This window comes from Sphingopyxis sp. QXT-31 (genome assembly GCF_001984035.1).
GTDB lineage: Bacteria > Pseudomonadota > Alphaproteobacteria > Sphingomonadales > Sphingomonadaceae > Sphingopyxis.
Genome location: NZ_CP019449.1, coordinates 4,197,171 through 4,210,449 on the forward strand (window position 1 = coordinate 4,197,171; position 13,279 = coordinate 4,210,449).

The 13,279-nt window shown below is 66.6% G+C and carries 17 protein-coding genes; 11 read left to right on the plus strand and 6 right to left on the minus strand.

Annotated features, from left to right (window positions below; all coding sequences use genetic code 11):
- Positions 1–11: 11 nt before the first annotated feature.
- The 3 genes from cobS to BWQ93_RS20040 form a co-directional block, all read right to left on the minus strand.
- Positions 12–1,004, minus strand: coding sequence for a cobaltochelatase subunit CobS (gene cobS / locus BWQ93_RS20030; protein WP_077032028.1), 993 nt, complete (start codon positions 1,002–1,004; stop codon positions 12–14).
- A 252-nt stretch (positions 1,005–1,256) separates the two neighbouring features.
- The gene (locus BWQ93_RS20035) at positions 1,257–1,694 is read right to left on the minus strand and encodes an ester cyclase (RefSeq protein ID WP_077032029.1); all 438 of its coding nucleotides are present in this window, start codon (positions 1,692–1,694) and stop codon (positions 1,257–1,259) included.
- Positions 1,695–1,707: 13 nt separating this feature from the next.
- A complete protein-coding gene (locus tag BWQ93_RS20040; protein WP_077032030.1) occupies positions 1,708–2,334 on the minus strand; it encodes a J domain-containing protein in 627 nt (208 codons plus the stop codon).
- A 29-nt stretch (positions 2,335–2,363) separates the two neighbouring features.
- Between BWQ93_RS20040 and BWQ93_RS20045 the strand changes: the two genes are divergently transcribed.
- The 5 genes from BWQ93_RS20045 (at position 2,364) to BWQ93_RS20065 (ending at position 5,580) form a co-directional block, all read left to right on the plus strand.
- Entirely contained in the window at positions 2,364–2,645 is a 282-nt protein-coding gene (locus BWQ93_RS20045) for a BolA family protein (RefSeq protein WP_232314687.1), read from the plus strand.
- Positions 2,645–3,013, plus strand: coding sequence for a cupin domain-containing protein (locus BWQ93_RS20050; protein WP_077032032.1), 369 nt, complete (start codon positions 2,645–2,647; stop codon positions 3,011–3,013). The genes BWQ93_RS20045 and BWQ93_RS20050 overlap by 1 nt, the downstream gene beginning before the upstream one ends.
- Positions 3,014–3,016: 3 nt before the next feature.
- Positions 3,017–3,898, plus strand: coding sequence for a pirin family protein (locus BWQ93_RS20055; RefSeq protein ID WP_077032033.1), 882 nt, complete (start codon positions 3,017–3,019; stop codon positions 3,896–3,898).
- Positions 3,895–4,359: a hypothetical protein gene (locus BWQ93_RS20060; RefSeq protein ID WP_077032034.1), complete on the plus strand. Its 465-nt coding sequence runs from the start codon at positions 3,895–3,897 to the stop codon at positions 4,357–4,359. The genes BWQ93_RS20055 and BWQ93_RS20060 overlap by 4 nt, the downstream gene beginning before the upstream one ends.
- 297 nt (positions 4,360–4,656) lie before the next feature.
- Positions 4,657–5,580: an alpha/beta fold hydrolase gene (locus tag BWQ93_RS20065; RefSeq protein WP_077032574.1), complete on the plus strand. Its 924-nt coding sequence runs from the start codon at positions 4,657–4,659 to the stop codon at positions 5,578–5,580.
- Here BWQ93_RS20065 and BWQ93_RS20070 read toward each other — a convergent pair whose 3' ends face one another.
- Complete coding sequence (locus BWQ93_RS20070) at positions 5,581–6,009, minus strand: hypothetical protein (protein ID WP_083721081.1); 429 nt, start codon at positions 6,007–6,009, stop codon at positions 5,581–5,583.
- 6 nt (positions 6,010–6,015) lie between these two features.
- Here BWQ93_RS20070 and BWQ93_RS20075 point away from each other — a divergent pair, with 6 nt between their 5' ends.
- On the plus strand, positions 6,016–7,170 hold the full coding sequence (locus BWQ93_RS20075; protein WP_077032035.1) for a serine hydrolase domain-containing protein: 1,155 nt from the start codon (positions 6,016–6,018) through the stop codon (positions 7,168–7,170).
- Between the two features lie 271 nt (positions 7,171–7,441).
- On the opposite strand, the gene BWQ93_RS20080 is transcribed toward BWQ93_RS20075, so the two are convergent.
- Both BWQ93_RS20080 and pdxH read right to left on the minus strand, forming a co-directional pair.
- Positions 7,442–8,257: a PhzF family phenazine biosynthesis protein gene (locus BWQ93_RS20080; protein WP_077032036.1), complete on the minus strand. Its 816-nt coding sequence runs from the start codon at positions 8,255–8,257 to the stop codon at positions 7,442–7,444.
- A complete protein-coding gene (gene pdxH, locus BWQ93_RS20085) occupies positions 8,254–8,832 on the minus strand; it encodes a pyridoxamine 5'-phosphate oxidase (RefSeq protein WP_077032037.1) in 579 nt (192 codons plus the stop codon). The genes BWQ93_RS20080 and pdxH overlap by 4 nt, the downstream gene beginning before the upstream one ends.
- Positions 8,833–8,996: 164 nt before the next feature.
- Between pdxH and BWQ93_RS20090 the strand changes: the two genes are divergently transcribed.
- The 5 genes from BWQ93_RS20090 to aroC are packed head-to-tail and all read left to right on the plus strand — an operon-like array spanning position 8,997 to position 13,277.
- Positions 8,997–9,929, plus strand: a complete 933-nt coding sequence (locus BWQ93_RS20090; protein WP_077032038.1) for a DnaJ C-terminal domain-containing protein — start codon at positions 8,997–8,999, stop codon at positions 9,927–9,929.
- A 3-nt stretch (positions 9,930–9,932) separates the two neighbouring features.
- A complete protein-coding gene (locus BWQ93_RS20095) occupies positions 9,933–11,009 on the plus strand; it encodes a YihY/virulence factor BrkB family protein (RefSeq protein ID WP_077032039.1) in 1,077 nt (358 codons plus the stop codon).
- Positions 11,006–11,833 (plus strand): enoyl-ACP reductase FabI, encoded by an 828-nt coding sequence (gene fabI / locus BWQ93_RS20100; protein ID WP_077032040.1) that lies wholly within the window; start codon positions 11,006–11,008, stop codon positions 11,831–11,833. The genes BWQ93_RS20095 and fabI overlap by 4 nt, the downstream gene beginning before the upstream one ends.
- Positions 11,830–12,204 (plus strand): VOC family protein, encoded by a 375-nt coding sequence (locus BWQ93_RS20105; protein ID WP_077032041.1) that lies wholly within the window; start codon positions 11,830–11,832, stop codon positions 12,202–12,204. Before fabI ends, BWQ93_RS20105 begins: the two co-directional genes overlap by 4 nt.
- Positions 12,201–13,277 carry a chorismate synthase gene (gene aroC, locus BWQ93_RS20110; protein WP_077032042.1) on the plus strand — a complete coding sequence of 359 codons (1,077 nt, stop codon included), beginning with the start codon at positions 12,201–12,203 and terminating at the stop codon, positions 13,275–13,277. Before BWQ93_RS20105 ends, aroC begins: the two co-directional genes overlap by 4 nt.
- The last annotated feature ends 2 nt before the right edge of the window (positions 13,278–13,279 follow it).

Consider the following 13,279-nt stretch of genomic DNA (forward strand, 5'->3'; position numbering starts at 1 on the left):
GCCGGCGCCGCTTATTTGCCCCCGACGATGCCCTCGGGCAGATCCTCGCCGAAGACGCGCTGATAATATTCGGCGACGATCATCCGCTCGGCCTCGTCGCACTTGTTGAGAAACGACAGGCGGAAGGCGAAGCCGAGGTTGTTGAAGATCGCGGCATTCTGCGCCCAGCTGATCACGGTGCGCGGGCTCATCACGGTCGAGATGTCGCCGTTGATGAAGCCCTGGCGCGTCAGGTCCGCGACCTTGACCATGTTCGCCACCGTCATGTCGTCGGTATCGGGCACCTTCGCCAGGATGATCGCGCTTTCGGTTGCGGCCGGCAGATAGTTCAGCGTGACGACGATGTTCCAGCGGTCCATCTGGCCCTGGTTGATCTGCTGCGTCCCGTGATACAGCCCGCTCGTGTCGCCGAGCCCGACGGTGTTCGCGGTCGAGAACAGCCGGAAATGCGGGTTCGGGCGGATCACGCGGTTCTGGTCGAGCAGGGTCAGCTTGCCCTCGGTCTCCAGCACGCGCTGGATTACGAACATCACGTCGGGGCGGCCGGCGTCATATTCGTCGAAGACGAGCGCGGTCGGGGTCTGCAGCGCCCAGGGGAGCAGGCCTTCGCGGAACTCGGTGACCTGCTGGCCGTCCTTGAGCACGATCGCGTCGCGGCCGACCAGGTCGATGCGGCTGATATGCGCGTCGAGGTTGACGCGGATGCACGGCCATTTGAGGCGGGCGGCGACCTGTTCGATATGCGTCGACTTGCCGGTGCCGTGATAGCCCTGCACCATGACGCGGCGGTTGTATTTGAACCCCGCGAGGATCGCGAGCGTGGTATCACCGTCGAAGACATAAGCCGGGTCGAGGTCGGGCACGCGCGCGTCGGCCTCGCTGAACGCCGGGACCATCATGTCGACATCGACGCCGAACATCTCGCGCGCGCTGACCTCGACATCGGGGGCGGCGAGCAGGGTCGAACCATGATGGTCGGCGAGGCTGTTGGGGATATCGGTCATGTCGCGGCCTTCAAATTTCTAATTCCCTTCTCCCTCGACGGGAGAAGGATACGGAGCCTTGCCGCAAAGCGGCTAGGCGCAGTTGGATGAGGGTGAGCGGCGCCTTGCGCCGCGCGAGCCTATGGCTCGCAACCCCTCACCCAGCTTCGACTAGGCAGCAAGCTGCCGAGTCTGCGCAACCCTCTCCCGCAAGGGGAGAGGGGAGTTGCGTTAGCGCGGTATCGATATGGGTTGCGCCTTGCAACGCCTTATTCAGAGGATGCCCAGCGCCTTCAGCACCGACGACTGGTCGTAATAGGGGCGTTCGCAGACGATCTTGTCGCCGCCCGGCGCGAATTGGAAGCTCGCCGCCATGCGCACGCGAAACGCCTTGCCCGTCGGCTCGATCGTGCGCAGGCCGAGGTTGAGCGGACCGAGGTGGGTGCCGGTCAGCCAGAATTCGACGAGCACCGTGTCGGTCGCGGCATCGGCGGCGATCGAGATCACCTCGTTGCCCTGGTCGGGAAAGGGGATGCGCGACTGGGTGAAATAGCTGCGCACCGCGGCCTCGCCGTCGAAGATCGTGCCGGGGCCGTGGAGCTCGTAGCGCGGATGCTCGAAGGTTTCGATCACCGCATCCCATTCGTGGGTGATCTCCAGCGCCATGTGGCGGCGGACCACGTCGATGCGCTTTTCGTCCAGTTCGCTCATCGCAGCTCTCCCGTCAGGCGAAGGCTTTGGCCTTTCTGAGCAGCTGATATGCCGCAACGACCGCGCCGAGTCTCGCTTCATGGCTGCGGTCGCCGCCGTTGCGGTCGGGGTGATATTTGCGCACCAGCTCGCTGTAGCGGCGGCGGAGCGCGGCGCGGTCGGCGTCGGCGGGCAGCGCGAGCAATTGCATCGCGGCATGCTCCTCGCGCGACAGGCCGGGGTTCGCCGCCTGTCGCCGCGCCTCGTCCATCCGCTGGCGGAAACGCGCGCCGAGCGCGTCGATCGGGTCCTTGAAATCGGCCCAGCGCGGCGGCAGGTCGGCGCTGCCGGCGGGGCGGAAGGTGCGGCTTTCGGTTTCCCAGCCGGCGGTCGGCGTTTGCGCCGCCATGATCTGGTCGGCGCTCATCCCCTCGAAATAATTATAGCCGCTGTTGAACGCGCGGACATGGTCGAGGCACAGCCAGCGATATTGCGGCGGCCCGTCGGGCGAGCGCGTCGCCGCGATCGGCGCGCGAAACTCGCCCGCCTCGCGGCAGCCGGGCGCGGCGCAACGCTCTTCGCGCGGAACGCGGCCATGGAAACGGGTCGGGCGGGTCGGGGAGGGCAAAGCATTTCTCGGGGCTTGGGGAGGTCTTATCATTTGGCGACGAAGCGCTTATGGTCAACCCCATGAGCACCCCCGGACCCGTACAACAAGAGATGGAAGCGCTGCTGACGGCGGCGTTTCCCGACGCGAATTTCACCCTCAGCAACGACAGCGCCAGCCATCATGGCCATGCCGGCGACGACGGCAGCGGCGAGTCGCATTTCAGCCTGAGCATCGAGTGGGCGGGCTTCGCGGGCATGAACCGCGTCGCACGCCAGCGTGCGGTGAACAAGGCTTTGGGCGACCTGCCCGGACAGCGCGTCCACGCCCTCGCGATCCGCGCGACGGCGCCGGGCGAAGGCTGATGTTCGACAAGGTCAATCTGGCACAGGCTTTCGCAAGCTTCGACGATCCCTGGAACCCGCGCATCGCGGGCGACATCAACGATTTCCAGGTCAAGCTGGTCAAGCTCGCCGGCAAGTTCGACTGGCATCATCACATGCAAGAAGACGAGTTGTTCCTCGTCATCGCAGGGCGGATGAAGATGGCGTTCCGCGACCGCGACGTAATCGTCGAGCCCGGCGAGTTCATCATCGTTCCGCACGGCACCGAACATTGCCCCGAAGCGCTGGACGGCGAATGCCAGGTGCTGTTGCTCGAACCGAACTCGACGCGAAACACCGGCAATATCGAAACCGAGAAGACGCGAAAGACGCTGGAAAGGCTCGACTGACCGATGGACGTCATCACTCCCTCGACCCATGATCTCGGCGCGTTCGAGGTGCGGCGGACGCTGCCGAACAAAGCGCGGACGATGGTCGGGCCCTTCATCTTCGTCGACCAGTTCGGTCCGGCGCATTTCGACATCGGCGCGGGCATGGACGTGCGCCCGCATCCGCACATCAACCTCGCGACGGTGACCTATTTGTTCGAGGGGGCGATCGACCATCGCGACAGCCTGGGCACGCTGGCGACGATCCGGCCGGGGGCGTGCAACCTGATGACCGCGGGGCGCGGCATCGTCCATTCGGAGCGCACCCCGGCGGCCGAGCGCGCCGCCGGATCGGCGATCTCGGGGATGCAGACATGGCTCGCGCTGCCCGACGGCAAGGAAGAGATCGACCCGGCGTTCGAGCATGTCGCGAAGGACGATCTGCCACTGATCGAGGACAGCAATGTCTCGGCGCGGGTGATCATGGGCAGCCTGTGGGGCAAGACCTCGCCGATCACCCAGCATAGCGCGACCATCTATGCCGACATATTGATGAACGCCGGCGCGACGATCCCCATCGAGGCCGAAGCCGACGAGCGCGCGATCCTCGTGGCGATCGGCGACGCCAGCCTCGACGGCGAAAGGCTCGACCGCCACAGCCTCTATATCCTGAAGCCCGGCAACGCGATGACCTTGCGCGCCGACAGCGATGCCCGCGTGATGCTGCTCGGTGGCGAAGCCTTTTCGACCCCGCGCCACGTCTGGTGGAATTTCGTGAGTTCCTCGCGCGACCGCATCAACGAGGCCAAGCATGAGTGGAAGGAGCAAAAATTCCCGCTCGTCCCCGGCGACAGCGAGGAATTCATCCCGATCCCCGAAGTGCCCAAGACAGTGAGCTATCCGTGAGTCTGCTGCTTGCGCTGGCGATGGCGGCGGCGCAAGCCAACGATCCCGGGCCGGTGTTCGACTGCGCGATCGGCAAGAAAAGGCTGACGGTGACGCAGGAGGGCGGGGCGCTCGTCTATCGCTACGGGACGAAGCAGCGCGCCGGGCTCCGCATGGTCGCCGATGCCGCGAGCGGGCGCGTCCATTACCACCGCACACTCTATCCGCGCGGCGAGGACCAGACGCTGCGTTTCGTGAACGGCGATTACTCCTATGTCGTCTACGCCAATTGGTCGGCGCCGGGCATGGGCATGACCGAGGAGGGAAGTACGACCGAGGCCGCCTATGGCGGGCTGATCGTGCTGAAGAACGGCGAACAGCTAATTTCGAGCCGCTGTAACGGCGAGAGCGGCGACATGCGCGAATGGCCGATCTTCAAGACGCTGCCGGTGGATGCGGAGAATCTGACGCCGACGTTTTGAGGTTTGCCATTTTATGGTGGCGGATTTGGGGTGGCGAGCTGCCCTGAAGATCCTCCCCACGCGCAGCGATGGGGAGGGGGACCGCCGCGAAGCGGTGGTGGAGGGTTCGCGGCGCAGCGCTGACTTTTGACGTCGCTAACCCCTCCGTCAGCCCTGCGGGCTGCCACCTCCCCATCGCTTCGCGTTGGCAGTATCTGAACGACCGCTCCCGCCCACAACCGACCCCTCGATCACACCCCTTGCCAGCCGTCCCGATCCCCGGCATCAGGTTGCGAAAAGCAACCTATGGAGCGGAAAATGATCGGCGATTTCGAACAGCAGCGGGTGAAGCTTTCGACCGGAGTCGAGCTCGACGTCGTCGATATCGGTCCTCGCGATGCGCCGGTGCTGATCTTCCTCCACGGCTTTCCCGAATCGCACCGCACCTGGCGGCACCAGCTGCCACATTTCGCGGGCCGCTTCCGCTGCATCGCGCCCGACCAGCGCGGCTATTGCGGATCGTCGAAGCCGCAGGACGTCGCCGAATACACCCCCGACAAATTGTTCGCCGACGTCTTCGCGCTCGCTGATGCGCTGGGGATCGAGACCTTCACCATCGTCGGGCACGACTGGGGCGGAGCGATCAGCTGGGGCGTCGCGCTCGGTGGCCAGCCCGGCGGGCTGCATCCCGCGTGGGCCGGCCGCGTGACGCGCGCAGTGATCGCCAATGCCCCGCATCCTGGCATCTTCGGCCGCCTGCTCCACGCCGATCCCACGCAGCGCGCGGCTAGTCAGTATATCCGGATGTTCCGCGACCCCGCGACCGACGCGCTCGTGCGCGAGCAAGGCCTCGCCGGGGTGCTCGCCAAGGCGTTCGAGGGGCGGCTCGAGGGCATGCCGACCCCGCCCGAGGAGGTCGCGCGGTCGCTCGCCTGGTGGGAGAACCGCGATACCTGCTTCGGCATGCTCAACTGGTACCGCGCCTCGCCGATGGAGGTGCCGCCGATGGACGCGCCCTTCGTCGAGCCGCCCGCGATGCCCTTCCCGAAACTGGAAATCCCGACCTTGGTGATCTGGGCGCTCGACGATGTCGCGCTGCCGCCGAGCAACCTCGACGGGTTGGAAGAACTCGTGCCGAATGCGACGATCGTGAAAGTACCGGGCTGCGGCCATTTCGTGACTTGGGAAGCGCCCGATGCGGTGAATGCCGCGATGGAAAAATTCCTCGCGGCGACCGGATGATCAATCCTCGGGCCTGAGCAGGCAGCCGCTCGCGCCCGCGTAGCGCGCGCTGCGCGAAGCGAGCAGGGGGACGCTGCCGGTAACCGTCTTGGTCACGGGATCCTCGCTCAGCGACACCAATTCCATGCCCGGCGGAAAGTCGGTGGTGCAGCTTTCGAGGCTGCGCCCCTGGATATAGCGGCACGAACAGCCGACGCGCGCGGCATAGGCCGAGCCGAGTTCGGCCTGCGCCTTGAACGAGGGGAATTTCCAGATCAGGTAACCGCCGCCGATCACCAGCGCGATCAGCAGCCACGGCAGACAGCCGCCCCAGCGGCTCGGCCGCTTTTTGCCGCGCAGCCGCTCGGGCACTTCCGGCGCCGGGCTGGTGGGCAGCGGTGCCGGGGTTGGCTCGGGCGTTGCCGGGACGGGCGGATCGGTGTTAGTCACGCCGCCATGATCACCAAAAAAATCCTGCTGGCAAGTGGCGTGCTCGGGCTCGTCGGGGTTTGGTCGCTGAGCCAGGCGGCGGGGCAGGGCAGCATCGCACCCGCCGCGCCGGGGCCAGCAATGGGAACGTCGATGTCCGAGAAGGCGGTCGATACGCTGCCGCCGCTCCCTGGGCTCGACCCGGCGATCAAGGCGAAGGCCGATGCGTTGTTCGCCGACGCCGAGGCGGTGGGGGAGACGCGCGCGCTTTATGTGCTGCGCGACGGGGCGCCGATCTACGAGCGCTATGGCGAGGGTTTCGGGCCCGAGACGAAGATGATCAGCTGGTCGATGGCGAAGAGCATCACCGCGGTGCTGACCGGGATCATGGTCTCCGACGGCCAATTGTCGCTCGACGCCCCCGCGCCGGTCGCGGCGTGGCAACGCAGCGGCGACCCGCGCGGCGCGATCACGCTCGCCGACCTGCTCCACATGTCCTCGGGGCTCGAGCATGTCGAGAATGGCGATCCGATCTGGGAGGGCGACACGGTCGCGATGCTCTTCGGCGGTGGGGCGCCCGACATGGCCGGTTTTGCCGAGGCCAAGCCCGCGGCGGCGCAGCCGGGCGAGGTTTTCAACTATAGCTCGGCGACGAGCGTGATCCTGGCGGACATATTGGCCGACACGCTGACCCCGTCGAAAAGCCCCGAGGCGCGGCGCGAGGCGATGCGCGAGTTCATTTCGGGACGGCTGGCGGAACCGCTCGGCATGACCAGCTTGACCCCCGAATTCGACGCGGCGGGGACGATGATCGGCGGATCGATCATGCACGCGACCGCGCGCGACTATGCCAGGTTCGGCGAATTTCTGCGCAACCATGGCGTGGTGAACGGCCAGCGGCTTCTGCCCGAAAGCTGGATGGATTTCATGCTGAAGCCGTCGGCGAAGGATGCGGGCTATGGCGGGCATATCTGGCTCAACCGCACGCGGCCGCGCGGTGTTACGCCCAGCCTGTGGCCCGATCGCGGGCCGAACGACCTCTTCGCCTGCATCGGGCACCAGGGGCAGTATATCATCGTTTCGCCGTCGCAGCGGGTGACGATCGTGCGGCTGGGGGTGACCGACGACGACCAGTTTCCCGAACTGCGCCGGCATCTGGCGGATTTGACCGCGGCGCTGTGAGGCGATTGGTGTCTGCTTTCGAGCGAAACCCGACATTTATAGCATCGTCACCCCGGACTTGATCCGGGGTCCCACTTGGCGAGGTTGAAGAGTGGGACCCCGGATCAAGTCCGGGATGACGCAGGTTGGGAAATCAACCTTTGTGCTCCCCAGCGAAAGCCGGGGCCCAGATGGCCAACGCCGCCTTGTCCTCATGGGCCCCGGCTTTCGCCGGGGTACGCATAAGGGCAGCTCCCCACCTCAAAGCCGACCTTTGTCCCGCAACCAAACCCTAGAGCAGGAACTCGCCCACCAGCGTCGTCACGCACGTCCCGCTGAGCTCGACCATCGCGCCGTCCGCGCGGCAGCCGACATGGCCGCCGCGCTTGCTGGCCTGATAGGCAGCGAAACGGTCGCGGCCGAGGCGGGCGGACCAATAGGGCGTCAGCACGCTGTGCGCCGAGCCGGTCACGGGATCCTCGTCGATCCCCGCGCCGGGGGCGAAGCAGCGGCTGACGACATCGGCGCCCGACGGGTCGCCGCCGCCCGGGGCGGTCGCGATAGTGAGGATGTCGCCCCCGGCCGACAGCGCGCGCAGGTCGGGGTCGAGCGCGCGGATGCTCGCCGCGTCGGCATAGACGATCAGCGCATAACCGCCGTCGTGCCACAGCGTTTCGACCGGCGCCCCGCCCATCGCCTTGGCGATGTCGGGCAGCGGCTTGTGCGCGGCGGGATAGGCAGGGAGCGCCATCTTGTAACCGTCGTCGCCGTCGCGCGCGACGCGGAGGATGCCCGCCTTGCGGGTTCGAAAGCGCATGTCGTCGCGCCACGGCGCGGCGCTCAGCAAAACATGCCCGCTCGCGAGCGTCGCATGGCCGCAGAGCGCGACTTCGACCCCGGGAGTAAACCAGCGCAGCTCATAATCGGCGTCGCCGCTTTCGTCGGGGATCAGGAAGGCGGTCTCGGCGAGGTTGTTCTCGGCGGCGATCGCCTGCAGCACGTCGTCGGCGAGCCATTCGTCGAGCGGCATCACCGCGGCGGGATTGCCCGCGAAGGGGCGGTCGGCAAAGGCATCGACCTGGGTGATCGGGAAGCGGCGCCAGCTCATGGATAGAGGTGACCTTTCGACCAGTTTTCGCCGTCGCGGACGAAGAGGTTACGCTCGTGGAGGCGGTGCTCGCGGTCCTGCCAGAACTCGATGCGCTCGGGAGTGGCGCGCCAGCCTGACCAGCGCGGCGGGCGCGGCACGTCCCGCCCCTCGAAGCGCGCCTGCATTTCGGCGAAGCGCGCTTCGAAGGTCGCGCGGCTGTCCAGCGGGCGCGACTGGTCGCTCGCCCAGGCGCCGAGCTGGCTGTCGCGGCCGCGCGTCGCGAAATAGGCGTCGGCGGTGGTGTCGTCGACCGGGCTCACCGGCCCCTCGATGCGGATCTGGCGGCGGAGCGATTTCCAGTGGAAGAGCAAGGCGACATGCGGGTTGGCCGCCAGTTCGCCACCCTTGCGGCTGTCGAGGTTGGTGTAGAAGACAAAGCCGTCGGGGCCGTGGCCCTTCAGCAGCACCATGCGCAGCGACGGATGGCCGTCGGGGGTGGTCGTGGCGAGCGCCATTGCGTTGGCGTCATTGGGCTCGCTGGTCCGGGCTTCGGCGAACCAGCTGTCGAAGAGGGCGAAGGGATCGGTCGTCATGCGCGTCTCTTAGTGCGCGGTCATTAAAGGGTCGAGCAACATCGTCATCCCGGCCTTCACCGGGATGACGGGCAGGTCGGAACTTGACCCCCCTTCACCCCGTTACCACATGCTGCCCGCACATGGGCCTTTCCGGCCATCCTCTTATCGGGCACAGAAGAAACATGGCAGATCCCTATTCCACCCTCGGCGTCGCGAAGAGCGCGAGCGAAGCGGAGATCAAATCCGCGTACCGCAAGCTCGCCAAGGAATTGCACCCCGACAAGAACAAGGACAATCCGAAGGCGTCGGAGAAGTTCTCCGACGTCACCAAGGCCTATGACCTGCTCTCCGACAAGACCAAGCGCGGCCAGTTCGACCGCGGCGAGATCGATGCCGAGGGCAATCCGGCGATGCCCTTCGGCTATGGCGGCGGCGGGTTTCGCGGTGACCCGCGCGGGCAGGCGGGCGGCTTCGGCGGCTTCGGCAACGAAAGCAGCGACTTCGGCGACATCTTCGAAGGGCTGTTCGGCGGGCGCGGCGGAGCGGGCGGCGGCGGGCCCTTCGGCGGCTTCGGCGGGCGCGCGGCGCCGCCGCCGAAGGGCGCCAATGTCGCCTATCGCCTGGGCGTATCCTTCGTCGATGCCGCGACGCAGGCGCCGCAGCGGATCACGCTCGCCGACGGCGGCACGATCGACCTCAAGCTCCCCGCCGGGGTCGAGACCGGGACGCAGATGCGCCTGGCGGGCAAGGGCCAGCCGGGCCCCGGCGGCAACGGCGACGGCATCGTGACGATCAGCGTCAAGGACCATCCCTTCTTTGTCCGCGAGGGCGCCAACATCCGTCTCGACCTGCCCGTGACGCTGAACGAGGCCGTCAAGGGCGCGAAGATCAAGGTGCCGACGGTCGATGGCCCGGTGATGCTGTCGGTTCCCGCGGGATCGACCTCGGGCAAGGTCATGCGACTCAAGGGCAAGGGCTTCAGCCAGAAGAGCGGCGGACGCGGCGACCAGCTGGTACGGCTGATGATCGACATTCCCGCGGGCGATGCGGCCCTGGAAAAATTCGTCGGCGAATGGAGCGATTCGCGGGCCGTGCGCGCGGACCTCGGCGTGTGATGCGTGGCTGAACGCGGCGACAAGGCGGCGGTCGCCGCGATCGAGCGCGAGGTCGCCGAAGAGGTCACCCAGCAATTCGCCGCCGAGGGCCATTCGCCGCACTCGCCCGAGGCGCGCGCCGAACGCGCCAAGCGCGTCAAACTGCGCGCGCGCGCCGAGGGGCTGATCCACCGCGGCCGCGAATCGCTCGGCCCCGGTACGCGCGCGTTCAGGATCGTCCGCCGCGTCGTCGTTGGCACCTATACCGACGGCTTCATCCATGCGGGCAACCTCGCCTATCTGGCGTTGATCGCGCTCTTTCCCTTCTTCATCCTGCTCGCTGCGGCGTTGTCGATCTTCGGCGGCAGTGTCGGCGGCGAAGCGGCGATCGAGGCGGTCTTCTCGACCATGCCGCCGACCGTCGCAAAGGCGCTGTCGGGCCCGATCCGCGAGGTGATGTCCGCGCGCACCGGCATCTTCCTGTGGCTCGGGGCGCTTGTCGCGCTGTGGACGGTGGGGAGCCTGATCGAGACGGTGCGCGATATCCTCCGCCGCGCCTATGGCACGCATTTTTCGAAGGGTTTCTTTCACTACCGATTGCTGTCGATCGGGATCATCACCGGCGCGGTGGTGCTGATGCTGCTGTCGTTCAGCATGCAGGTGCTGATCGTCGGCATCGAGGAATTCGTGACGCGCTTCCTGCCCGAGGAAATCCAGTCCTTCGGTATCGTCCTGCTGTCGCGCGGGGTATCGGGCTTCGGGCTGTTCGTGGCGATCTACATGCTCTTCTACAGCCTTACCCCGTCGAAATACCGCCGCAAACAATTCCCCAAATGGCCGGGCGCGCTGTTCACGACTTTGTGGTGGATTGCGGTCACGCTGGCGCTGCCGCCGTTGCTCGCCAGCCTGCTCAGCTATGACGCAACCTATGGCAGCCTTGCGGGTGTGATGGTCGCGCTCTTCTTTTTCTACCTCGTCGGATTGGGTATGGTGATGGGCGCCGAACTCAATGCCGCGCTCGTCGAGGTTGAGGATTTGGGCCACGACGCTATTGGGCGCGTCGACGACGTGATGATTGGAAAGACCGGAGACACAAAATGACGGGTCTGATGACGGGCAAACGCGGGTTGATTATGGGGCTGGCGAACGACAAGTCGCTCGCCTGGGGCATCGCCAAGGCGCTGCACGGCGCGGGAGCCGAGCTGGCGATTTCGTACCAGGGTGAGGTGATGCTGAAGCGGGTGAAGCCGCTCGCCGATCAGCTCGGCTGCGATTTCCTGATCGACTGCGACGTGTCCGACATGGCGAACCTCGACGCCGCCTTCGCGACGCTCGGCGCGCGCTGGCCGACGATCGACTTCGTCGTGCACGCGATCGGCTACACCAATAAGGAGGCGCTGCGCGGCCATTATGCCGATGTGACGCTTGACGACTTTTTGATGACGATGAATATCAGCGTCTACAGCTTCACCGCGGTGGCGCAGCGCGCGTCGCAGATGATGACGCCCTACGATCCAGAGACGGGCAAGGGCGGCGGCTCGCTGCTGACCTTGAGCTATTATGGCGCCGAGAAGGTGATCCCGCATTACAACGTCATGGGCGTGGCCAAGTCGGCGCTGGAGACCAGCGTCAAATATCTCGCCAACGATTACGGCCCGCAGGGGGTGCGCGTGAACGCGATCTCGGCCGGGCCGATCAAGACGCTGGCGGCGTCGGGCATCGGCGATTTCCGCCTGATCCTGAAATGGAACGAATATAACGCCCCGCTGCGCCGCAATGTCACGATCGACGATGTCGGCGGTTCGGCGCTGTACCTGCTGAGCGATCTCGCGAGCGGGGTCACCGGCGAGACGCATCATGTCGATGCCGGCTACCATACGATCGGCATGAAACAGGAAGACGCGCCGGACATCGCGCTCGCGTGACGTCCGACCTCGCTCTCGATCATGTCCAGGTCGCCATTCCCGTGGGCGGCGAGGCGCGGGCGCGCGGCTTTTTCGGCGATCTCCTCGGCCTTGTCGAGCTGCCCAAGCCCGCCGACATGGCGGCGCGCGGCGGCTGCTGGTTCCAGCTTGGAGAGCGCCAGCTGCATCTCGGCGCCGAACAGGATTTCCGCCCGGCGAAAAAGGCGCATGTCGCGCTCACGACCGATACGCTCGATGCCTTGCGCGCGCGCATCGAGGCGGCGGGGCATGCGACGCAGGACGATAGTCCGGTCGATGGGCGCTATCGTTTTTTCACCGAAGATCCCTTCGGCAACCGGATCGAGTTCATGGACAGGACGCCGCGCCAGTGAGTTTCAACAGTTTCGGACGCGTGTTTCGCTTCACGACCTGGGGGGAAAGCCATGGGCCCGCGCTCGGCGCGGTGGTCGACGGTTGCCCGCCGCGGTTGTCGCTGAGCGAGGGCGATATCCAGCCTTTCCTGGACAAGCGCCGCCCCGGCCAGTCGCGCCACACGACGCAGCGGCAGGAGCCCGACCAGGTGCGCGTCCTATCGGGGGTGTTCGAGGGCAAGACCACGGGCACGCCGATCAGCCTGATGATCGACAATGTCGACCAGCGCTCGAAGGATTATGGCGATATCGCACAGGCCTATCGCCCCGGCCACGCCGATTACGCTTATGACGCGAAATATGGCATCCGCGACTATCGCGGCGGCGGCCGGTCGAGCGCGCGCGAGACCGCCGCGCGCGTCGCCGCGGGCGGGGTCGCGCGGCTGATCATTCCCGAGGTGCAGATCCACGCCTGGGTCTCCGAGATCGGCGGCGATGCGATCGACCCCGCGAACTTCGACCTCGAAGAGATCGATCGCAATCCCTTCTTCTGTCCCGATCCCGCCGCGGCGCAGCGCTGGGAAGGGCTGATGGACGCCGCGCGCAAGGCGGGCAGTTCGCTGGGTGCGGTGATCGAATGCGCCGCGAGCGGGGTGCCCGCCGGTTGGGGCGCGCCGATCTATGCCAAGCTCGACAGCGACCTCGCCGCCGCGATGATGGGGATCAATGCGGTGAAGGGAGTCGAGATCGGCGCCGGTTTCCAGGCGGCGCGGCTTCGCGGCGAAGAGAACGCCGATCCGATGCGCCCCGCGAGCGACGGCAGCAACCGTCCCGACTTCCTGTCGAACAACGCCGGCGGCATCGCGGGCGGCATTTCGACCGGCCAGCCGGTGGTGGTGCGCGTCGCCTTCAAGCCGACCAGCTCGATCCTCACCCCGGTGCCGACGATCAACAAGGCGGGCGAGGCGGCCGACATCGTCACCAAGGGCCGCCACGATCCCTGCGTCGGCATCCGCGGCGCGCCGGTGGCCGAGGCGATGATGGCGCTCGTCCTCGCCGACCATAAATTGCTGCACCGGGCGCAGAACGGCTGACG

Bases quoted from the DNA above. Each gene is read 5' to 3' on its own strand.
- cobS (WP_077032028.1), bottom strand. From the start codon at position 1,004: ATGACCGATATCCCCAACAGCCTCGCCGACCATCATGGTTCGACCCTG.
- BWQ93_RS20035 (WP_077032029.1), bottom strand. From the start codon at position 1,694: ATGAGCGAACTGGACGAAAAGCGCATCGACGTGGTCCGCCGCCACATG.
- BWQ93_RS20040 (WP_077032030.1), bottom strand. From the start codon at position 2,334: ATGATAAGACCTCCCCAAGCCCCGAGAAATGCTTTGCCCTCCCCGACC.
- BWQ93_RS20045 (WP_232314687.1), top strand. From the start codon at position 2,364: ATGAGCACCCCCGGACCCGTACAACAAGAGATGGAAGCGCTGCTGACG.
- BWQ93_RS20050 (WP_077032032.1), top strand. From the start codon at position 2,645: ATGTTCGACAAGGTCAATCTGGCACAGGCTTTCGCAAGCTTCGACGAT.
- BWQ93_RS20055 (WP_077032033.1), top strand. From the start codon at position 3,017: ATGGACGTCATCACTCCCTCGACCCATGATCTCGGCGCGTTCGAGGTG.
- BWQ93_RS20065 (WP_077032574.1), top strand. From the start codon at position 4,657: ATGATCGGCGATTTCGAACAGCAGCGGGTGAAGCTTTCGACCGGAGTC.
- BWQ93_RS20075 (WP_077032035.1), top strand. From the start codon at position 6,016: ATGATCACCAAAAAAATCCTGCTGGCAAGTGGCGTGCTCGGGCTCGTC.
- BWQ93_RS20080 (WP_077032036.1), bottom strand. From the start codon at position 8,257: ATGAGCTGGCGCCGCTTCCCGATCACCCAGGTCGATGCCTTTGCCGAC.
- pdxH (WP_077032037.1), bottom strand. From the start codon at position 8,832: ATGACGACCGATCCCTTCGCCCTCTTCGACAGCTGGTTCGCCGAAGCC.
- BWQ93_RS20090 (WP_077032038.1), top strand. From the start codon at position 8,997: ATGGCAGATCCCTATTCCACCCTCGGCGTCGCGAAGAGCGCGAGCGAA.
- fabI (WP_077032040.1), top strand. From the start codon at position 11,006: ATGACGGGTCTGATGACGGGCAAACGCGGGTTGATTATGGGGCTGGCG.